Origin of the sequence: Ideonella oryzae (assembly GCF_024055665.1) — a bacterium.
GTDB classification, from domain to species: domain Bacteria; phylum Pseudomonadota; class Gammaproteobacteria; order Burkholderiales; family Burkholderiaceae_C; genus Ideonella; species Ideonella oryzae.
Genome location: NZ_JAMXMC010000021.1, coordinates 1 through 21,551, shown reverse-complemented (window position 1 = coordinate 21,551; position 21,551 = coordinate 1). Strand labels below are relative to the sequence as shown.

The window sequence follows — 21,551 nt, the reverse complement described above, 5'->3', positions numbered from 1 at the left end:
CCCGGCGCCGCGTTCGCTTGGTCGTCTGTCCCAAACCCAGGCTGTGCTGCTTCATGGCCCGTATCGTCTCAGCGCTTCACGTCGGCGCCAAGCACCACGGGTTGCGAGTTGTGCAGACCTTCCTTAGCTGCAATAGCTCAGCAAGACCAGGTTGCCGATTTCATTACACTCAGGACGGCCTATGCTAATCATGCCGTCCATGGCATGCCTACGATCGAGGGAGAGAAATGGATATCCAAACGCTAATTTCGGAACTTTCTAAAGCGCCCACGCCTTTGCCGGAAGTCGATGCCGAATACTGCAATGCTCATGCGATTCACTACAAACCGAAGGCTCTGAACTTCTACGTAGAACCGGCGCTGAATGCTCCGAATTCACTTTCGCCAATATTGTTGATTTCCGCTCCTGCGGCAGTCGGAAAAACCACGCTAGCGCACCATATTCACGCGCAACTTGCCAAGTTCGGACAGGGCGCCCTGTACATCCCACTTCAAGACGCCAATATCGGTCACGATTTTTTCGCCGGCCGACTTGCTGGCGTTTTTCCGCAGCTGTCCAAACGTCAAATCCTTGATTCCGTATTCAAGGGGGAAATAGTTCTCCTGTTTGACGGCTATGACGAAGTCACCATGCGATCGGATCAGATTGATCGCAACAAAGAGTTCATTGCCGAAATCTATTCTGAACTCACTGAATTCGAGCAAAGAAATGGGAAGGCTTGCCCATGCATTGCCTTCCTATTTAGATCAGTATTCGCAGACTTCGGCGTCTTCGACGAGATAAAACAAGCTGCAAGCGAAATATCAGTCTTATTTTTCGATGCAACGCGCCGAAAGCAGTTCCTTGCCGAGTATCTTAACTCAAAGGGTGGCCCATCCAAAGGCCATCTTTCAAGAGACTTTCTCGACGGATTTGAAAAATCCCTTGACAGCGCGAAAGACGATGCCTCTGTCTTCTTTGGTCATGCCATTGTATTGAGCGCTTTTGGAGACTACCTGCACGAACAAAACGAAGCAAATGCGGCAAAGCTGGTTTCGAGCTTGAAAAACAGCGAGACAACTGAAACCGTTGCCGTAGAGTTGCTCACAAATATTATCAGGCTGATCCTTGAGCGCGAAGAGGGCAAGTTTCCAGTCAGAGACTATTCCCCCCACATGCCTAGCTTTGTGCCGTATTCATCACATGCTCAGGAGAAACTCCTTCTGGGCGTCGCGGCGGACGAGTTCTTACGCAGAGCTGGCAGGAAACCAGTTCAAGTAGCAACGGCCATTAGCGACCTAGTCTACGCTTTAGAAGCACATGCCGAGTATGCCACCCTAGATGACACCGTTCAAGAAAAGCTTAGTCGGGACTATCGCAATGAACTTGAAGCCAGAATAACGCATCACCCGTTCATAGACGTCCCTTCATTCAAAGCTGAAGCAGCCTCAATACTGGATAAGGTTGAATTCCGAAATCCTGTTTATCGAGAGTATTACTTTGCTCAAGTTGTATTACGAGACCCCAAGGGTGGATGGGCGCTGGATGCGGCAAGGAATGACTACTCCCATTATTTGGCTCTCTTTTTCTTAGGACTGGCACAAGGGCGCGACATCTCGCAGCACGAGCACTTCCTGTTCTCACTAATCTCTCTCTTTGCCACGTCGAGTTCCGGCAACGACTTCTACTTCAAGCTGCAATGGAAGGCGGACGATAGCCGCTGGGAAGGCGCGATCGACACCTCCCATTTGCAAGTCAAGCCATTCTTCCTATCTAGTCCTTTGCTAACCATCTCCGTGCCGCTGCATGGAATCTTGCAGGATGCCATTTTTATCGGTGAAGAGGACTGCATGATTGAAATTGCTGGGCCTGGCCCGGATGCTACCGACGGTCAAATCGAGCTCGCAGATTGCACGTTCGCCGCGCCGGAGATCATCATTTCCGCTTACGCCACCAAGTTTTCCAATTGTGAACTTTCTTGCGAGACCCTGAGCTTCGCAGATCAAGTTGGTCGCCTTGAAGGGATGGACACGCTTGCAATTCGCGGCCTAGCGGGAAAAGAGCCAAGACTCCAACTTTCTGAATATGTGGAGAATCGTTGGGAGGCTGCACTAAATTCTGCTAAGAACGTCGGCGGCTTGAAGGGAAAGAGTCTCTTCAGACAGAAGCTGCAAAAGGTGTTGCTACGCTTTCGAAAGCATCATCGAGCTGAATTTGGCTGCTACGACAAAAAGTTCAGGACGCGAATTCTCGCCGACAACAACGATGCTGAAGTCGCCAGTCTGTCGGAATTCCTGTTTGAACACGATTTTCTAACGAGATCGGTGCCTGGATTGATCGTCATGGATCAAGCCAAGTTCTCCGATTTCGATATCAACTACGCCAAGCAAAATCAGATTTCCTTTGGACCAAAATCTGAAGATCTGTATAGCGAGCTGATTTCCTCAAGCCACGGGAAGGTCTTCAAGTAGCCGCGAAAAAGCGAAGCCTCAATCGTCGCGTCGGTATGGCTCGAACATCCATACCGGCGTGCCCCACATCCGTACACCGTGGCGTAGTTCGCAACAACCCAGTCGCTAAAGTGCGACCTCTATGCGGCGGGAAGGTGATGCGCATAGTGAAGACGCCCACGGTCTTCAAGCAGCAGGCCCGCAAGCTGTAGCGCCGCGCGTTGAACGTCCCGAAATTGCCCTAGCTTCAGCATCGAACGGCAGCTTTCGGTCGCCGAGTTCGAGGAGTCGACCGGCCGCAACCGCTGCAAAGCCGATGTCGATTTCCATCACGACGAACTACGCCGCCAAGCCGAGCAAGTCGTTTTCGCTCACGCCTGCGACGACTTGGGTCACGAGTTTTGGCAACTGCGCCGCGACATAAACCAAGTGATGGTTCATGTCGACCTCGACCCATGTCCCGAGATTTCCGCAACCCGCCTCACGATTCGCACAGCGCCACACATAGTCGTCGCCATACGAATAATCACGGTCGATGTACACCGAGGAGTCGACAACTCGCTGCGCCAGGTCGTGGTACTGCCCGTACTTCAGCCCTTGCTTCAAGCTGTAGCCGCGAAATATGTGTTGATGCAGCCCCTTGGTGTAGCGAATCTTCGCGTTGGCGTTCGTCGCAATGATCTTGTCGGTGAAGTTCGGATGGATGATCCCGTAGTCACCGAAAGCGATGACTTCTGAGCGCACACCGGCAGCTACGTTTAGCCAGAGCGGCATTTCCTGCCGGTAGTAGGGCATGCTGCCTTCTTTGGGCACCTCACCTACATCCTTCGGCATGCTCGACCCGATAACAGAAACCAGTCGGAAGTTCGCTGCTGAGAGTGCGGTGTCGACAAAGTCCTGAGTCAGCCCTCGCAGGCGCACGAGGGCGACCGCGTCAAGGCTGCCGACTGATTCCAGGTCGATCAAGAGGTTCGTATCTGAGGTTGGAATTCGAAAGTCTCGAAGTCGCTCGATCAAATCCGCGATCGTGTCTTCGCCGGCCTCGATGTCGTCGATCCTAAGTCGAAACGTGAGACCACGCGCTTCTCGTGCAGCGATCTTGACGACGCGCTCCCAGAGTTCGGGTTCATGGTCGAAGCCGAAAACAGGCGTGAACGTGATTCCCAGACCACGCAGACTTGAGCACAACGCTTCGAGCGCGGGGCTTCCGTCGTTCGTGGTGTGCTTCGGAGCAATCGAGTGCAAGTCGATGCTCACCGGCTGCAGTGGGCAGTGCTTGCGAAGCTGATGTGCAAAGCGGACGCAGGAAGCCTCGACGGTCTCGTCGTCGTTCGGCGATAGAAGCTCGACGAGCGGATGCACATGCGCGGATAGAGAACGCGGGAGCTTGCCCAACGCCTTGAGGTCGTTTTCCTTCCCCTTCAGGATCGGCGTGTACAGAGTCTTCGTGTTCACTTACTACCTCACTCGAATGAGATTTCGGGAAACTGGCTGCGGACTTCGTTCATCCCAAGCAGCTCACTGAAAACGCGGAAGTTGCCGCTCTCCCGACGTACGCGGCCCGCCACGATCGCAGGATGAATCATCTGCTCACCTGCAAACTGAAGAATCCGTTCTCGGCTAGGAGCCGAAACTACCTCGCTCCGACGCCACGCTGCTCGCGGGATCAAGGCGTCACGAGCAATGCGGTTGGCCTCAATCTCAAGGGCTTCCGTCGCATCGCTGTCTTCGAGACGATCCAGGAACGCATCGCCTGGGTTACTCAGGTGCTTTGCTACGTGAGCCAGCTCATGCAGCAAGGTGAACCAGAAATGATCCACACGGTCAAACCGCAGCGTCAGTCCGATGACCGGTACGCCATCTTGATCGAGAAACGCCGCCCCATCAAGTTGAGTACCAGCCAGATGGGGCTCGATCACTACTGGAACTCCCTTCCCCTCAATGAGTTCGCAGGCCAAGCGCGGCCCGTTCTTGTGCCAGCTCAAATGCACTACTTGCGTCAGGAATGCAGGATTGATGGCATCCGGCGAATACGAAGGGAGACGAACGTTGGCCCTGCGCTTCCTCGCTACATGCAGGACGCGGGCCTTCCACGCGAGGAGCCCGTAGCGTGACTTCGGCGTGACGGCGTCACCACGCAAACCCTGTCGGGCAAGAACCGGGAAACCTTCGTTCTTAGGCAGGATGCTCGTCACAAAGTCACGGGCGAGTTCGCTCAAGGTTCGACCGCTTTGCTTTGAAACGTCACTGAAGTAGCCGTGCCGCTCCATTTCCTTGACCGGAAGGCGATCCCAATCGACATCGGCGGAGCCAGCGGCGGGTTCTGATTCGACAGGTGTTGAGTCGCCGACGAGAACATCCGCTGAGATTCCAAGCCCTGTGGACAGTTCTCGGATCATCTGCACGGTAAGCGGACGCTTGCCTGCAAGCACTTCGGACACGCGGCTCCTCGACCCGAAGTAGGGAACCAGATCGGCCTGACGCAGCCCTTGCTCATGCATCCGAAACTGGATTGCTTCGATAGGGCTAGGCGTCTCAAACTTAAATCGCGTCTTTTCGTATTCTTCGACAAGAAGCGCGAGAACGTCGAGTCGCATCCCTTCCGCAGAATCTGGAGACGGGTCAGCGAGCGCAAGCCGCTCCACCTCGTTGAGGTAGGAGCGATAGTCGGCTTCCGTCTTAATGATCTTCAGTTCCATCAGTATCTTTTCGAGTATTCGGCGTGCGTGCCGATCCACTCAACGGCAACAACACCCACTTGGTACGCCACGACCGTTACCAACCGATACTCGTTGCCTCGCACGTTGAAAATGACCGTGTTCCTTTCGAGCATGCTGGCTGACGCATACCTCTGCTTGATGTCCTGCGGCGTGCGCCATCGCGCAGTTCCGACATCCGTGATCCAGGCAGCGATCCACTTTCGGCAGTCAGCGTGCTCAGTGCAGAACTGGTCAAGCTTGTCTCGTCCAACTAGTCGCATGGGGGCTCTTGACCTTGTTCATGGTTTAAGCATACCACGATGTTCCCAAAATGGGAATAATCGAGTGTTACCGATGCGGGATCAGTGATCGCCTCCACAAGGCGAGCATCGGGGCACGAAGGCGAGGCCGCCGAAACCACACCGTTGGCGGCGAATGAGGAGCCCTCGCTCCCCGCGAGTACGATGAATCTAAGGGTGCTCTATCGACCCGGCTGCGTCGCTACGTCGACGCCTGGTTGCCGAAGATGCCGCCGGGCTTCGCTGCGGCCTTGCGAACCTTCCGGGCCTGGGCGAAATCGACTTCGATTTCCTTGAGCTTGGCGATGAGGCCCTCGAACTTGTACTGATTGCTCGTCTTACCCTTGTCGGGAAGCGTGCGGTTGATGCGCGTGATCAGCCCTTTTTCGACCAGAGCGTTGATCGTGCGCTGCACTTGCTTTGGGGTTAGATCGACTCGTTCGGCAATGGTCTTGATGCTGGGGTGAGCCGAGCTATCGGCCGCCCACCAGAAATCCAAGAGCTGGAGCAACACCACCATCTGCGTTGAGTTCAGCAAGAGTCGTGCTTGGGCTCGCAAGATCAGTGCAGGGACGATGTAGAGCCCATGCGACATCACGGTCTTGCCGAACTTCTTTTCAGATTGCTTCTCGGCGGCGGCCGCTGGAAGCGAGGGCAAGGGGACAACGTTGGAAACGGCGGACATACTTGCTCCGTTCGATCGGATGACTTGAACTGTACGCGCCGCAGTCCAGCTTTTAAGCCTTTTTACCCATCTCCTGGTGGACAAGGATGTCCCTATCTAGCGGACATTCTTGGGGGTAGGGCCTGGGACGCAGATGTCCCATAATCTAGGGTGACGTAACGTTGTACACAGCGGATCACGGTTAATGGGAAAAAAGGTGGATGGGACATTCCTGTCCGTAGGCTGCGATCGTCAGCCGACTCAAGCACGCTTGCGGGCACTGTCGGCCCGACGACTGCTTTGCAGCGGAACCGGTCGTCCGTGCCGCCCGCTCGATCGACGGCTTCCGCTGCACAGCCGTCGTCTAACCCTGCGCTGCTGTCCGTGACGATGGCTCTTGAATTCACGCCTGCCGCTGGCGGCAAGGGCTGACCCATCAAGCGCTGCCAATGTGGCGATCAAATAGGCCAGCCGCAGCAACCAGCGTCCGCACGTCGCAAACGATTGGCGCGCGTCGCCAATGCCTTGGCGCCCTGCGCTTGATCGTTCGCAAGTCCGTGCCCGGCGCTCGGCGATCGGTCGTCTGCGCTTCACATTTCTCCATAATCAGCCCTCCATGGCTCACCGGCTGACCCTGCAACGTTTCGCGCGCTTCCTGTTGGCGTGGTACGTCGCGTTCGTCGGTGTGGGCACGCTCTCGCCGCTGTTCAAGCCGGTGGACCTGATGCTGGTGTGCAGCGCCAGCGGCACACCCCGGTGGGTGTCCCCCCCCTCAGCGGAGGATCCGGCAGATGATCCGGCGGGAGACCCCGCCGCCGCAGCCGCCCACCGCCACGCCATCGACTGCCCGCTGTGCCTGCCCGCGATGGCGCCCCCGGTGGTGGCCGCGCTGGCCGTGCGCACTGAGCCCCCCGGCACCGGGGTCCTGATCCCGCCCGATCAGCGGCCCGTGCCCACCACCCCGGCGGGCCCCCTGCCCGCCCGCGGCCCCCCCGCCCGGGCCTGAGCGGCCTGCGTCCGCCCGCCCCACCCGGGCAACGCGCGCCGCCCTCCCTCCTTCCTTCTGAGACACCCGCCGGCTGCGGCCGGCGTGGCTGCGCCTTCGTCCCCTTGCGGGCCCAGGCGCGGCCACGGCCTGCGCGCCCACAGCGCAGGCTCACCCACACCCATGCCATCACCACACGAGGAACATCCATGGCATTCCAAGTTCGTCCCCTGGTCCTGTCCACCCTGAGCGCCGGCCTGGCCCTGGCCGGCCTGCTGAGCGCCTGCGGCGGCGGCAGCGACGACTCCACCGGCTGGACCACCGACAGCGCGGGCAACGTCACCCTGCAGTTCGAGGCCGTGGCCGGCAGCACCCCGGTGAGCTGCGGCAGCACCATCACCGGCCTGGGCAGCTCCGGCAAGAGCGCTCAGATTCAGGACCTGCGCTTCTACATCTCGGATGTGCAGCTCATCAAGGCCGATGGCAGCACCGTCGCCCTGACCTTGGCGACCACCGACGACAACAACTACGCCAGTGACGCCGGCAGCGTCAGCCTGATCACCCTGTCCCAGGCGGGCACCGGTGCCTGCACCACCGGCACGCTCAACACCACCATCCAGGGCACGGTGCCTGCGGGCAAGTACGTCGGCGTCACCATGACCCTGGGCGTGCCGCTGAGCCTGAACCACCTGAGCTCCACGGATGCCGCCACGCCGGCCGTGCTGCGGTCGGACGTGAACCCCAGCATGTCCTGGAACTGGCGCGGTGGTCGCAAGTTCACCAAGATCGAGCTGCAGAGCACCGAGACCGACAACCCGGTCACGCTGCTGCACCTGGGCTCCACCGGCTGCGTGGGCGACCCGGCCAATGGCGTGCCCATCACCGGCTGCAGCGCGCCCAACCGCCTGACGCTGAACTTTGCCGACTTCAACCCGGCCAAGCAGCAGATCGCCCTGGATGTGCAGACGCTGTTCGCCCAGCAGGACTTCACCACCATGAACATGTGCATGTCCAGCCCGACAGATGCCGGCTGCGTCAGCGACTTTGCCGCCCTGGCCCTGAACTTCAACCCGGACGGCACGGGCACGGGCACCGCCATCGCGGGCCAGAGCCAGACGGTCTTCAAGGCCATGAGCCGGTGAGGCCGACATGACCGCTCTGTCTTGTCTGCGGCCTGTGTGGCCGCTGGCCCTGGCGGTCGTGACGGTCGTGGTGACGGGCTGCCAGCGGCAGCCCGCCGCCACCTCGGAGGTGGCGCCCGCCACTCCCGCCGCCTCGGCCTCGGAGATCACCGCCCCTGCCTCGTCCCCGGCCTCCACGGTCCAGGCGCAAGCCGCCAGCGACTGGACCTGGGACCTGCCCGACTACCTGCCGCCGCCGCGCGTGCCGGCCGACAACCCCATGACCCAGGCCAAGGTGGCGCTGGGCCGCTACCTGTTCTACGACACGCGCCTGTCGGGCAACGGCACCCAGGCTTGCGCCACCTGCCACCTGCAGAAGCTGGCCTTCACCGACGGCCGCGCCCACGGCCTGGGCGCCACCGGCCAGGCCCACCCGCGCAGCCCCATGGCCCTGGGCAATGTGGGCTGGAACGCCACCTACACCTGGGCCAACCCGGCGCTGATCACGCTGGAGCGGCAGATGACCAACCCCCTCTTCGGGGAGACGCCGGTGGAGATGGGCGTCAACGACCGCAACGTCAAGCAGATCCTGCAGCGCCTGGCCGACGACCCGGCCTATGCACCGCGCTTTGCCGCCGCCTTCCCGCAGGATCCGGCCGGCCGGCCGACCTGGGACCACATCGTCAAGGCGGTGTCCTCCTTCGAGCGCGCGCTGATCACGACGAACAGCAAGTACGACCAGGTGCGCCAGGGCCGGGCCCGCTACACGGCTGCGGAAGCGCGCGGCTACGCGCTGTTCAAGTCGGCCGACTGCATCCAGTGCCACCAGGAGCCCAACTTCGGCGGGCAGTTCCTGAGCGTGGCCACCGTCAAGCCCGATGTCTCCTTCCACAACAAAGGGCTCTACAACCTGGACGGCCAAGGCGCCTACCCGGCCGAGAGCCCCGGCGTGATCGAGATCACCGGCAAGGCCAGCGACATGGGCATGTACCGGGCCCCCACGCTGCGCAACATCGAACTGACCGCGCCCTACATGCACGACGGCTCGGTGGCCACGCTGGGCGAGGTGATCGACCTGTACGCCGCCGGGGGCCGGGGTGCCGGCAAGGACAGCCCGCTCAAGAGCCCGCTGCTGCGCCCGCGCCACTTCAGCGCCCAGGACCGCACCGACCTGATCGCCTTCCTGAAGACGCTGACGGACCACCAGTTCATCCGCGACCCGCGCTACAGCGACCCCTTCCCCGCCGCGCCGAAGAAGTCATGACCCTGCGACCCCACCCCCTGGCCCTGGCGGCCGCCTGCGCCCTGGCCCACAGCCCTTTGCGGGCCCAGACGGCGCCGGAGGCACCCCGCCCCCCGGTGCAGGTGATCACCATCACCGCCCCCGCCCCGCTGGGCGAGAAGGACCACCTGCCCCAGGCCCAGGCGGTGGACGCGGCCACCCTGGCCCGCCGCAGGCTGGGCAGCAGCGACGCCGCCGCCCTGCTGGACGGGCAACCCGGCGTGAGCCTGAACGGCGCGGGCGGGGTCTCGGCCCTGCCGGCCGTGCATGGCCTGGCCGACGACCGGCTGCGGGTGCAGGTGGACGGCATGGACCTGATGGCGGCCTGCCCCAACCACATGAACTCGCCGCTGTCCTACATCGACGCCTCGGCGGTGGGGCAGGTCATCGTCTATGCCGGCATCACGCCGGTCAGCGTGGGCGGCGACAGCCTGGGCGGCACGGTGCAGGTCGAATCGGCGGCGCCGCTGTTCGCCGCCGAGCCCGGCACCTGGGTGCACCAGGGCGAGCTGGGCGGCGCCTACCGCAGCAACGGCAACGCCTGGAGCGCCGACGCCAACGTCACGCTGGCCACCGACACGCTGAGCCTGCGCTACACCGGCGCCAGCACGCGCTCGGACAACTACCGGGCCGCATGGGCCTTCAAGGACCCGGCCAGTGGCAGCGGCGCCGGCAGCAACCTGCCGGCCGACGAGGTGGGTTCCTCGGCCTACCGCGCCCACAACCAGGCCCTGAGCCTGGCCCTGCGGCAGGACAACCATCTGCTGCAACTCAGCGCCAGCTACCAGGACATCCCCTTCGAGGGCTACCCCAACCAGCGCATGGACATGACGTCCAACCGCAGCACCCAGCTCAACGCCCGCTACCGCGGCCAGTACGACTGGGGCGAGCTGCAGGCCCAGGCCTACAGCCAGCGCACCGACCACCGCATGGACATGGGCCCCGACCGCGACACCTACGGCACCGGCATGCCCATGGACACGGCCGGCCGCACGCTGGGGGCCTCGGTGCAAGCCAGCCTGATGACCACGCCGGACGAACTCATTCGCCTGGGCGCCGAATACCAGCGCTACCGCCTGAACGACTGGTGGCCACCGGTGGGCGGCACCATGGGGCCCAACACCTTCTGGAACCTGAACCTGGGCCAGCGCGACAAGGTGGACGTCTACGCCGAGCAGGAGCAGCGCTGGAGCCCGCAGTGGAGCCACCAGATCGGCCTGCGCCTGAGCCGGGTGCACACCGCCGCCGGTGCGGTGCAGGGCTACAACGACGCGCTGTCCTCGCTGTGGGGTGCGGACGCCGCCGCCTTCAACGCCGCCGACCGCGAGCGCAGCGACCTGAACGCCGACCTCACCGCCCTGGCCCGCTACCGGCCCGATGGCCAGGCGCTGTATGAGTTCGGCTACGCCCGCAAGTCGCGCGCGCCCAACCTGTACCAGCGTTACGCCTGGTCCACCCAGGGCATGGCCGCGCTGATGAACAACTTCGTCGGCGACGGCAACGGCTACATCGGCGATCCCGATCTGAAGCCCGAGGTGGCCCACACCCTGAGCCTGAGCGGCCAGTGGCAGGCTGGCGTTCCAACCGAAGGCGTGCCCGCCGACCCCGCCTGGTCGCTGCGCGCCAACGCCTACCTCACCCGCATCGAGCACTACATCGACGCCCAGCGCTGCGGCTTCGGCCAGTGCGGCAGTGGCAACCTGAGCGCCACCGACAGCTTTGTGCTGCTGCAGTACGCCAACCAGCGCGCCCAACTGCGGGGCCTGGATCTCTCGGGCCAGGCCCGGCTGTGGGATGACGCCGCCTGGGGCCGCTGGGGCATCAGCGGCGTGCTGAACTGGGTGCACGGCCGCAACCTGCAAACGCACGACGGCCTGTACAACGTCATGCCGCTGAACCTGCGCCTGGGCCTGAGCCACACCCTGGGCGGCTGGCAGCAGACGCTGGAGTGGCAGGTGGTGCGGGCCAAGACGAATGTCTCGGCCGTGCGCAACGAGATCCCCACCCCCGCCTACGCCCTGCTGAACTGGCACGCCAGCTGGCAGATGGACGACCGCCTGCGGCTGGAGCTGGGCGTGGACAACCTGCTCGACCGCCGCTACCGCCAGCCCACCGGCGGCGCCTACCTGGGCCAGGGCTCGTCCATGGCCCTCACCGGCATCCCCTGGGGTGTGGCCGTGCCTGGCAAGGCCCGCTCCTTCCTGGTGGGCGCCCGCGTCGCGTTCTGAGCGGCGCCGCAACGCACAAGGACAGCTCATGTTCCGCATTCCCCGCACCATCCCGGCCCTGCTGCTGGCCGCGGGCCTGACCGCCTGCGGCGGCGGCCTGTCCGGCGCCGATCTGGCCACGGCCCAGACCATCACCTTCGACACCACGCCCACCCTCACCCTGGGCGGCACCGCCCAGGTCAGCGCCACAGCCAGCTCCGGTCTGACGGTCAGCTTCAGCAGCCTCAGCAGCACGGTGTGCAGCGTCAGCACGGCCGGCCAGGTGACCGCCTTGGCCCTCGGCGACTGCGTGGTGGCGGCCGACCAGGCCGGTGACGCCAGCCACCGCTCGGCCGCCCAGGTGACCCAGACCCTGGCGGTGCAGGTGGACACGCCGCTGGCCCAGACGCTGGGCTTCGACCCCGCCAGCTCGGCCACCACCCTGCGGGTGGGCCGCAGCGCCAGCGTGAGTGCCACGGCCAGCTCGGGCCTGGCGGTGGCCTACCGCAGCCTCACGCCCGTGGTCTGCAGCGTGGACGCCAGCGATGGCCTGGTGCTGGGCCTGGCGGTGGGCGACTGCGTGGTGGCCGCCGACCAGGCTGGCGACGACCGCTATGCCGCGGCCACTGAAGCCACCTGGGCCATCACCGTGCTGGCGGCCGATGCGCTGACCGTGCCCGGCCAGCCCAGCGGCGTCAGCGCCACCCTGGGCAGCACCGCGCAAAGCGTGGTGGTGTCGGTCGGCAGCGTGGACGACGGCGGCAGCGCCATCACCGGCTACACCATCACTTCGGTGCCCGCCGGCATCACGGCCACGGTCAGCAACCTGCCGGCCACGGTGGCTTGCGGTGGCAGTTGCGCGGGCCATGCCTTCAGCGTCAGCGCCAGCAACGCCCAGGGCACGGGCGCCAGCGCCAGCGCTGTGCACGTGATCAGCGCCTACAGCGTGGTGCTGACCTTCTACGAGCCACAGACCCAGCCCAACGACAGCATCTTCACCGGCAGCTTCACGCTGGATTCGACCACCCGCACTGTCTCGAGCCTGAGCGGCAGCCTGAGCGAATCGATGACCGACACGCCGATGCGCACCGTGGCCTTGAGCCACCCGCTGGCCTCGCTGAGCGACAGCACCGGCACCGGCCTGCTGGTGGGCAGCTTCGCGCTGGCCACCACCGACACCTTCGTGGTGGCCAACGGCAACGCCGGCTGGAAGCCCGGGCCGGCCAGCGATGCGCTCTATGCGGGCTACCCCGGCGCCACCAACCCGGCCTCGGGTGGCACGGGCAACGCCTATGCACTGGTCTTCGTCAACCCGGACAACCCCACGGCCACGCCCACCAGCGCCCAGTTGCAGCAGACGGCCTACGCCGACTGCACGGCGCTGGGCATGATGGGCGCCATCTGCATGACCGGCACCACGGTGGCGGCTTACGGCAGCGTGGGCAGCATGGGCGGCTACCCGGTCTCGCAGGTGATCACGCGGCGCTGAGGCAGCGCCGCGCGAGACGGCCGGGTCAGAACGAGAAGTTGATGCCCCCGGCGAAGCCCGAGGGACTCACCCCGGCCTCCTTGGTGGCATTCACCAGGCTGCCACCGTCGGCCAGGCTGTAGCTGGCCTGTGCGTTGTTCTGGATGCGGCCCCAGGCGGCATAGAGCTTGGTGCTGGTGCTCAGCTCGTACCAGTAGCCCAGGCCATAGATGCTCGCATCCTTGTTCAGAGCCGACTTGTCGTTGAGGTGGCTGTAGGCCACCACAAAACGGTGCTGTCCGTAGGGCACCAGCACGCTCAGGCCGTAGGCATTCGCATCCGACAGGGTCTGGGTGACGTTCTCGTAGTCGCCCCCCTTGATCTTGCCGGTAGCGACGTTGCCCGCCAGTTTCAGCACACCAAAGTCGTAGTTGGCCGCCAGCTGAAAGCCGCGCTTGCGGGCCAGCCCAGTCTCGGTGGTCTTGTAGCTCGTGGCGTTCACACCCCAGGTGGAGGCGGCCGCCGTCAGCGGCCCCTGGCGGTAGAACACCGCGATGTCGTGGCCCCGACCGGCGCGGTCGGTGGTCAGGTTGCTGCCCGAGGTCGTGGGCTCGCTGACATTGTTGTCGCTGCCGGTGGTGTAGATCAGCTGGGCTGACAGGCCCTGCCAACTCGGGGTGACGTAGGCCAGGGAGTTGTCCAGACGCGTGGGCATGCCGCCCACCAGCGGAATCACCCCGCCGGAGTACCCCAGCAAGCCATCCCCTTTGACGCTGCCGATCCCGGTGGACTCGATGTAGGACCCCGTGTATTGCCGGCCCAGGGTCAGGCTACCGAAGTTGCCCTTCAGACCCGCGAAGATCTGGCGCGAGAAGAGCTGCGTGCCCGTGCCCAGCTGACCACCGGAGGAAGGGGTGGTGTTGATCCCCGGCGACACGTTCGCGTTGCCCACCACCCCGTTGTCATAGAGCACGCCCGCCTCGGCCAAGGCGACGGCTTGCAGGCCCGCAGCCATCGGGTGGTCCACACGCACGCCCAGGCGCGAGGAGGAAAAGCCGCCCGAGCTGAACTGAGTCTTGCGCCCCTGGCCGGCGCTGGTGGAGTTGACACCCACATCGGCCACACCGTAGGCGCTGATCGACGGCTGGCTGGCCCCGGCTACCGGCGGCGTGCCTGCCGCCGGGGCGGCGCCGGCCGCAGCGGCCGGCGCGGGCGCCTGGCCCTGCGCCGCCAGCAGCTGCTCGATCAGCTTGCGCTGCTCGGCCAGCTCTTTTTTGAGGGCATCCACCTCGGCATCGGCCAGGGCGGGAACGGTGTACAGGCTGGCCAGCACGGCGGCGGCGATGCAATGGAAAGACAGCCGACGGGCGCGGCGGATCGAAGGGCTCATGAAAGATGTCTCCTGGTTCTGTTCTGTGGGGATGTCGTGCGCGCTTCGTGTGGGGTTCAGGTCATGGGTCACCTCCTTGCCAACACGGGGACGGGACGCGGTTCAGAACCAGAAGGGATCAAGCAGTGCGCAGCAGCTCGCGGCCGATGATCAGTTGCTGCACCTGCGAGGTGCCTTCATACAGACGCAGCAGGCGGGCATCGCGGTAGAAGCGTTCGACCGGGTACTCGTTGATGTAGCCCGCGCCACCGTGCACCTGCACGCCCCGGTCGGCCACGCGGCCCAGCATCTCGGTGGCGAACAGCTTGGCGCAGGACACCCGCATCGAGATGTCCGGGTCCGACACCTCGGCCGGCTTGCCATCGAAGCGCTGGGCCACCGCCTGCACCAGGGACCAGCCGGCCAGCAACTCGGCCTGGCTGTCGGCCAGCATCGCCGCCACCAGCTGGAACTCGCCGATGGGCTTGCCGAACTGCTTGCGGTCATGCGCGTAGCGGGCGGATTCGGCCAGCACCCGCGCGGCCATGCCGCAGGCCACTGCCGAGATGTTCAGCCGCCCGCGGTCCAGCACCTTCATCGCCGTCTTGAAGCCCTGCCCCGGCTCGCCGCCGATGATGTTGGCAGCAGGCACGCGTGCGTTCTCCAGGATCACGTCGCAGGTCTTGGTGCCGCGCTGGCCCATCTTCTTGTCGGTCTTGCCCAGCGTCAGGCCCGGTGTGTCGGCCGGCACGATAAAGGCGGACACGCCGCCCGCCCCCGGTCCACCGGTGCGGGCCATCAGTGTGAAGGCCCCCGCCCGGGGGGCATTGGTGATGAAGCGCTTGGTGCCGTTGAGCACGTAGTGGTCGCCCTCGCGCTCGGCCCGGGTCTTCAGCGCGGCGGCGTCGGTGCCGGCATCGGGCTCGGTCAGCGCAAAGGACATGACCAGCTCGCCGCTGGCCACGCGCGGCAGGTAGCGGGCCTTCTGCTCGGGCGTGCCGTCCATCAGGATGCCCTGCGAGCCGATGCCGATGTTGGTGCCGAACACCGAGCGGAAGGCCGGCGCGGTCTGGCCCAGCTCGTAATTGACCTGCACCTCCTGGCTGACCGACAGGCCGATGCCGCCATAGGCCTCGGGAATCGTCAGCCCGAACAGGCCCATCTCCTTCATGTCCTCGATGAGGTCCGCCGGGACCTCGTCGTGTTCCTCCAGGTGGTTCTCGGCAGGCATCAGCCGCTCGCGCACGAAGCGCTGGACGGTGGACAGCAGGAGGTCAAAGCTTTCGGCATCAAGGGCCATGGTCGGGTGCTCCCGGAAGGGTTGGCAGGGTCGAAGAGGTCAGCGGTGCTGGAAGATGGGCGCACGCTTGTCCAGAAAGGCGTGCATGCCTTCATGCGCGTCCTCGCTGGCGAAGCGGGCATAGAGCTGCTGGCGCTCGAACAGCAGGCCCTCGGCCAGCGGGCTTTCCCAGCTGCGGTTGATCGAGGCCTTGATGGCCCGCAGCGCCGGCACCGAGAAGCCGGCGATCTTCCGGGCCAAGGCCTCGGTCTGGGTCAGCAACTCGGCATCGGGCACCACCCGCGACACCAGGCCACAGCGGTCGGCCTCCTGGGCATTGAGCAGGCGGGCCGACAGGCACAGGTCCATGGCCTTGGCCTTGCCGATGGCGCGCGGCAGGCGCTGGGTGCCACCAGCCCCGGGGATCATCGCCAGCGTCACCTCGGGCAGGCCGAAGCGGGCCGACTCGGCGGCGACGATGATGTCGCAGGCCAGCGCCAGTTCGCAGCCGCCGCCCAGCGCAAAGCCCGCCACCGCGGCCAGCACCGGCTTGCGCACGCGGTGCAGCGTCTCCCAGTTGCGGCTGATGAAGTTGCGCTCGCTGGCCTCATGGCTGTTCCAGTCGGCCATCGCGGCGATGTCGGCCCCGGCGGCAAAGGCCCGTTCGTTGCCGGTGATGACGATGGCGCCGATGGCCGGGTCGTCGTCGAAGGCCAACAGCGCCGCGCCCAGCGCGTCCATCAGCGCGTCGTTCAGGGCATTGCGCTGGGCGGGTCGGTTCAGGGTCAGCCAGCCGACGCGCGCGCGGGTCTCCACCCGCACCAGAGGGGTGTCTGTCATGGGGAATCTCCTGTGCGCGGCTCAGGACGCCGCCAGCTTGGCCTTGAGCAGGTCGCGCAGCTTGAATTTCTGGAACTTGCCGGTGGGGGTGGCCGGCATGGCGTCCAGCAGCTCCAGCCGCTCGGGCAGGTACTGCATCGCCACCTTGTGGCCCTTGAGGTAGGCCACCAGGCCCGGCAGGTCCAGGCTCCGGCCCGGCTTGCAGACCACCACCGCGCAGGCTCGCTCGCCCAGACGCTCGTCGGGGTAGGCCACCAGCGCCACCTGCTGGACCGCCGGGTGGCGGTAGAGCAGGTTCTCGATCTCCACCACTGGGATGTTCTCGCCGCCGCGGATGATCACGTCCTTGCTGCGGCCGGTGATGCGCAGATAGCCCTGCGCATCGATGCGGGCCAGGTCGCCGGTGTCGAACCAGCCCTCGGCATCGGTGTGGTTCCACTGGGGGCGCTTCAGGTAGCCACCGAAGTTGGAGCAGGAGCGCACATGCAGCTCCCCCGCCACCCCGGCCGGTGCCGGCTGACCATCGGTGCCCATCACCCGGATCTCCACCCCCGGCAGCGGCAGGCCGTCGGTGCTGAAGGCCCGCTCATCCGGGTCATCCAGCCGGATCAGGGTCACCGCGCCGTTCTCGCTCATGCCCCAGGCCGAGACGATCTTGCTGCCCAGCACCGCGCGGGCCTGCTCCACCAACGCGCTGGGGATGGGCGCGCCGGCGCACAGAAAAGTCTTCAGCGACGGCACCGGCGTGCCCTGGGCCGCCACCGTGTTGGTCAGATCGGTCAGGAAGGGCGTGGAGGCCATCGTGAAGCTGACCTGCTCGCGCTGGATCAGCGCAATGCCCTGGCGCGCTTCCCAGATGTCCTGCAGCACCACGCTGGCCTTCAGCAGGATGGGCATCATCAGCCCGTACATGAAGCCGGTCTGGTGCGCCATCGGCGAAGCCATCAGCACGACGTCCTGCGCATCCAGGTCCAGCCGCTGGGCATAGGGCACGATGTTGGAGAAGGTGGTGTTGGCCGAGTGCATCACCCCCTTGGGCTCGCCGGTGGTGCCGGAGGTGTAGATCAGCTGGGTGATGTCGTCCGGGCCGGGCCGGCTGGCACGCAGGATGTCCCGCGCATCGGGCGCCTCCTCCCAGGCCGGGCCGCTCAGCAGGGTCTCGAAGCTGTCGGGCCCCTGGCCGTCGACGATGACCAGTTGCTGCAGGGCCGGCAGCTGCGACTGCAGGCCGCGCACCATGGCCTCGTGGTCGAAGCCGCGGAAGACCCGCGGCGCGATCATCACCTTGGCCTCGCCATGGCGCAGCATGAAGCCCAGCTCGTGCTCGCGGAAGATGTGCATCAGCGGGTTCATCACCGCACCGATGCGCGAACAGGCCAGGTACACCAGCGTGAACTGCCACCAGTTGGGCAGCTGGCAGGCCACCACGTCCTGGCGGCGCACGCCCAGGCGGTGCAGGCCCACGGCGATGCGGTCGGCCATGCGGGCCAGCTCGCCGTAGGTGAAGCGGGTCACCTCGCCGGTCTCCGTCCGGCAGGCGGTCAGGGCGACCTTGTCCGGACAGGCCGCGGCGCAGGCGTCCAGCTCGTCGTTGATGGTGCGGTCCAGCCACCAGCCCTGCGCGATCATCCGCGCACGGCGCGGTGGCAGCAGTACGGCATCGAACTCCATGCGGTGTCTCCTCGTCGGGGGGAAATGGGGCCGCCTGTGCCGGCGACCTCCCTGTTTTGTTTGGGGTGTCCGCCTCAGGCCGGAACGAACTGCCGCCCGGCCCGGGTGCGGGCGATGATGGTTTTCATGATCTGGGCCGTGCCGTCGCCAATCTGGAAGCCCAGCACGTCGCGCAAGCGCTGTTCCATCGGGCCGCGGTCGTAGCCGCCGTGGCCAAAGCACAGCAGGCACTGGTGGATGGCGTCATAGGCCAGCTTGGGGCCCCACCACTTGGCCATCGCCGCCTCGGCGCTGTGCGGCTGGCCCTGGTCCTTGAGCCACAGTGCCTGCAGGCACAGCAGACGCGCCCCTTCCACCTCGGTGTCGAACTGGGCCAGCGGATGGGTCACGCCCTGAAAGGCCGACAGCGGCTGGCCGAAGGCCTCACGCTGGGTGATGTAAGACCAGGTCTCTTCCAGTGCGACCCGGGCCACCGCCAGCACCTGCAGGCCGATCAGGGCCCGCGAGAAGTCGAAGCCGTGCATCACCTGCACGAAGCCCTTGTTCTCCTCACCCAGACGGTGGCTCACCGGCACCCGCACGTTCTCGAAGAAGATCGAGCCACGGCCGATGGCGCGCTGGCCATGGCAGTCGAAGCGGCTGGTGGTGACGCCGGGCGCGTCCATCGGCACCAGCATCGCCGTCACGCCATGGGCCTTGGATTCCGCCGTGCCGGTGCGGCCGAAGACCACCGCGATGTCCGCCTGGTCGGCGGCCGAGATCGAGGTCTTCTCGCCGTTGAGCACATAGTGGTCACCGTCGCGCTCCACCCGCAGGCGCAGGTTGCCGGCGTCCGAGCCGCCGCGCGGCTCGGTCAGCGCGATGCAGCAGATGGCCTCACCGCGCACCATCTTCTTCAACCAGGGCGCCACCACTTCGGGATGGCCATAGCGCGAGAGGATCTGCGCGTTCAGCGAGGCCAGCAGGTTGAGGTAAGAGAAGCTCAGGTCGGCGCGGGCGATCTCCTCGTGGATCACGCCGGCGGCCAGCGTGCCCAGGCCCAGGCCGCCGAAGGCCTCGGGCAGCTCCGGGCAGATGAAGCCCAGTTCGCCCATCTCGCGCAGCAGCGCGCGGTCGAGCACCCGGGTGGTGTCGCGGGCCTGGAAGTCCGGCTTGACGCGCGCTTCGGCAAAGCGGCGCGCCGAGTCGGCCAGTGCCACCAGGTCCTCGTCGAGGTAGGGGTTCGGGGTCATGACAGCCTCCTCACACCCGTGCTCACTTGGCGAACTTGCGGAAGTCGGGCTTGCGCTTGTCTTTCAGCGCGGCCACGCCCTCGCGGGATTCGTCGGTGTCGTAGTAGAGCTTGAGCGCGTACATGCCCAGGCCGGCGATGCCCGCCTGGTGGGCGGTGTCCATGTTGAAGCTGCGCTTGGCGATGGCCAGCGCGGTGGGGCTGCGCTCGCACAACTCCTCGCCCCACTTCTGCACCTCGGCGTCGAGCTGGTCGTGCGGCACGCAGACATTGGCCAGGCCCATGGCCACCGCTTCGGCACCGGAATAGCGGCGGCACAGGTACCAGATCTCGCGGGCTTTCTTCTCGCCCACCACGCGGGCCAGAAAGGCCGTGCCGTAGCCCGGGTCCACCGAGCCCATCTTCGGGCCCACCTGGCCGAAGATGGCCTTGTCCGAGCAGATGGTCAGGTCGCAGATCGTGGCCAGCACATTGCCGCCACCGATGGCAAAGCCTTGCACGCGGGCGATCACCGGCTTGGGCACGTCGCGGATCGCGGCGTGCAGTTCCTCCATCGGCAGACCGATGGTGCCGCGGCCATCGTAGTTGCCGTCGTGGGCCGACTGGTCGCCACCGGTGCAGAAGGCCCGGTCACCGGCGCCCGTCAGCACGATGGCGCCGACGCTGCGGTCATAGCCGGCCTTGTTCATGGCCTTGATGATCTCGTCGCAGGTGGTGCCGCGGAAGGCGTTCATCTTGTCGGGCCGGTTGATGGTGATCCAGGCCACGCCGTTGCGGACTTCGTACAGGATGTCTTCGAATTGCATGCTTGTCTCCAGAAGGGTTCGGTTCGTTGGAGCGCGGCGCTCAGCCGTGCATGGTCAGACCGCCAGACACGCTGAGGACCTGGCCGGTGATGAAGGCCGCGTCGTCGCTGGCGAAGAAGGCGATGGCCCGGGCCAGATCGTCAGGCTGGCCCAGGCGACCCATCGGGATCGCGCTCTTGAAGGCTTCGATCAGCTTGGCCGGGTCGCGCGCGCCCTCGACCACGCCAGCCAGCAAGGCGGTGTCGGTGGGCCCGGGGCAGACCACGTTCACATTGATGTTGTGGCGGGCGTGCTCGCGCGCCAGGGTCTTGGACAGCGCGACCAGGCCGCCTTTGCAGGCGGAATAGACCGCCTCACCCGATGAGCCACCGCGTGCCGCATCGGAGGCCACGTTGACGATGTGACCCGACTGACGCTCGGCCATGCCCGGCAGCACCGCGTGCAGCATGTGCAGCGCACCCACCAGGTTGATGGCGATGAGCTTGTCCCACTCGGCCGGCGCCGTCTTCACGAAGGGCTTGAAGACGTCCCAGCCGGCGTTGTTCACCAGCACGTTGACGGGACCCAGCTGGGCCTCGGCCCCGGCCACCGCGGCATCCACCGCGGCGCGGTCGGTGATGTCGCAGCGGAAGGCGGCAGCCTGCCCCCCGGCAGCGCGGATGTCGGCGGCGACCTTCTCGGCCGCCTCCAGGTTCATGTCGAACACGGCCACCTTGGCCCCGTCGGCGGCCAAACGCCGGCAGGTGGCGCTGCCGATGCCCCCGGCCCCGCCGGTCACGATGGCGGTCTTGTCCTTCAACTGGCTCATGGTTCCTCCTGGGTTGGAACCGCCCGGCACACAGCCGGCGCCGGCGGTCATTTAGGTCAATGTATTTGCCTATCTTAGGAATCGAGATCAGATACGACAAGCTGTTGTCGTGTTATTTCTTCTAGGTGTTTTCCCAAGATTCAGGCGTGATTCACATCATCGAACGCCGGTGGCTCGATGTCTATTTATGCAACTTATTGCACTTCATGCAGCGCACAGACGGCCCCTCACATGCCCGCGTAGTTCGGGCCGCCGCCGCCTTCCGGCGTGACCCAGACGATGTTCTGGGTCGGGTCCTTGATGTCGCAGGTCTTGCAGTGCACGCAGTTCTGGGCGTTGATCACCAGCTGGTCGGCGCCGTCCTTGTTGACGAACTCGTAGACCCCGGCCGGG

18 protein-coding genes are annotated in these 21,551 nt (G+C 65.2%); 6 read left to right on the top strand and 12 right to left on the bottom strand.

The annotated features are described in order from the left end of the window. Positions 1–227: 227 nt before the first annotated feature. A complete protein-coding gene (locus M0L44_RS21745; protein WP_252772282.1) occupies positions 228–2,450 on the top strand; it encodes an ATP-binding protein in 2,223 nt (740 codons plus the stop codon). 318 nt (positions 2,451–2,768) lie between these two features. Here the strand turns inward: M0L44_RS21745 and M0L44_RS21740 are convergent, their stop codons facing one another. From M0L44_RS21740 to M0L44_RS21725, 4 genes are all read right to left on the bottom strand, one after another. Beyond that, positions 2,769–3,884 (bottom strand): beta family protein, encoded by a 1,116-nt coding sequence (locus tag M0L44_RS21740; RefSeq protein WP_252772281.1) that lies wholly within the window; start codon positions 3,882–3,884, stop codon positions 2,769–2,771. 8 nt (positions 3,885–3,892) lie between these two features. Then, on the bottom strand, positions 3,893–5,128 hold the full coding sequence (locus tag M0L44_RS21735; protein WP_252772280.1) for an ImmA/IrrE family metallo-endopeptidase: 1,236 nt from the start codon (positions 5,126–5,128) through the stop codon (positions 3,893–3,895). Continuing rightward, a complete protein-coding gene (locus tag M0L44_RS21730) occupies positions 5,128–5,409 on the bottom strand; it encodes a type II toxin-antitoxin system HigB family toxin (RefSeq protein ID WP_252772279.1) in 282 nt (93 codons plus the stop codon). Before M0L44_RS21730 ends, M0L44_RS21735 begins: the two co-directional genes overlap by 1 nt. A gap of 220 nt (positions 5,410–5,629) precedes the next feature. After that, positions 5,630–6,112, bottom strand: coding sequence for a helix-turn-helix domain-containing protein (locus tag M0L44_RS21725; RefSeq protein WP_252772278.1), 483 nt, complete (start codon positions 6,110–6,112; stop codon positions 5,630–5,632). Positions 6,113–6,707: 595 nt separating this feature from the next. On the opposite strand from M0L44_RS21725, the gene M0L44_RS21720 reads away from it, so the two are divergent. The 5 genes from M0L44_RS21720 (at position 6,708) to M0L44_RS21700 (ending at position 13,175) form a co-directional block, all read left to right on the top strand. Then, positions 6,708–7,097: a DUF2946 family protein gene (locus tag M0L44_RS21720; RefSeq protein WP_252772277.1), complete on the top strand. Its 390-nt coding sequence runs from the start codon at positions 6,708–6,710 to the stop codon at positions 7,095–7,097. A 188-nt stretch (positions 7,098–7,285) separates the two neighbouring features. Continuing rightward, entirely contained in the window at positions 7,286–8,218 is a 933-nt protein-coding gene (locus M0L44_RS21715; protein WP_252772276.1) for an MbnP family copper-binding protein, read from the top strand. Between the two features lie 7 nt (positions 8,219–8,225). Then, entirely contained in the window at positions 8,226–9,461 is a 1,236-nt protein-coding gene (locus M0L44_RS21710) for a methanobactin export MATE transporter MbnM (RefSeq protein WP_252772275.1), read from the top strand. Next, positions 9,458–11,707: a TonB-dependent receptor gene (locus M0L44_RS21705; RefSeq protein ID WP_252772274.1), complete on the top strand. Its 2,250-nt coding sequence runs from the start codon at positions 9,458–9,460 to the stop codon at positions 11,705–11,707. Before M0L44_RS21710 ends, M0L44_RS21705 begins: the two co-directional genes overlap by 4 nt. A 28-nt stretch (positions 11,708–11,735) precedes the next feature. Further along, entirely contained in the window at positions 11,736–13,175 is a 1,440-nt protein-coding gene (locus M0L44_RS21700) for a hypothetical protein (RefSeq protein WP_252772273.1), read from the top strand. A 25-nt stretch (positions 13,176–13,200) separates the two neighbouring features. On the opposite strand, the gene M0L44_RS21695 is transcribed toward M0L44_RS21700, so the two are convergent. The 8 genes from M0L44_RS21695 to M0L44_RS21660 form a co-directional block, all read right to left on the bottom strand. Next, positions 13,201–14,544, bottom strand: a complete 1,344-nt coding sequence (locus M0L44_RS21695) for a porin (RefSeq protein ID WP_252772272.1) — start codon at positions 14,542–14,544, stop codon at positions 13,201–13,203. Positions 14,545–14,662: 118 nt separating this feature from the next. Next, positions 14,663–15,823, bottom strand: a complete 1,161-nt coding sequence (locus tag M0L44_RS21690) for an acyl-CoA dehydrogenase family protein (protein WP_252772271.1) — start codon at positions 15,821–15,823, stop codon at positions 14,663–14,665. Positions 15,824–15,862: 39 nt separating this feature from the next. Beyond that, the gene (locus M0L44_RS21685) at positions 15,863–16,642 is read right to left on the bottom strand and encodes an enoyl-CoA hydratase-related protein (protein ID WP_252772270.1); all 780 of its coding nucleotides are present in this window, start codon (positions 16,640–16,642) and stop codon (positions 15,863–15,865) included. 21 nt (positions 16,643–16,663) lie between these two features. After that, complete coding sequence (gene aliA, locus M0L44_RS21680; protein ID WP_252772269.1) at positions 16,664–18,313, bottom strand: cyclohexanecarboxylate-CoA ligase; 1,650 nt, start codon at positions 18,311–18,313, stop codon at positions 16,664–16,666. Between the two features lie 74 nt (positions 18,314–18,387). Next, positions 18,388–19,545 (bottom strand): cyclohexanecarboxyl-CoA dehydrogenase, encoded by a 1,158-nt coding sequence (gene aliB, locus M0L44_RS21675; RefSeq protein ID WP_252772268.1) that lies wholly within the window; start codon positions 19,543–19,545, stop codon positions 18,388–18,390. 22 nt (positions 19,546–19,567) lie between these two features. Then, positions 19,568–20,350: a 2-ketocyclohexanecarboxyl-CoA hydrolase gene (badI, locus tag M0L44_RS21670; protein ID WP_252772267.1), complete on the bottom strand. Its 783-nt coding sequence runs from the start codon at positions 20,348–20,350 to the stop codon at positions 19,568–19,570. Between the two features lie 40 nt (positions 20,351–20,390). After that, positions 20,391–21,158, bottom strand: coding sequence for a 2-hydroxycyclohexanecarboxyl-CoA dehydrogenase (badH, locus tag M0L44_RS21665; RefSeq protein WP_252772266.1), 768 nt, complete (start codon positions 21,156–21,158; stop codon positions 20,391–20,393). Positions 21,159–21,385: 227 nt separating this feature from the next. After that, positions 21,386–21,551, bottom strand: a 166-nt coding sequence (locus M0L44_RS21660; protein ID WP_252768903.1) for a 4Fe-4S dicluster domain-containing protein, incomplete at its 5' end; no start/stop codon positions are given.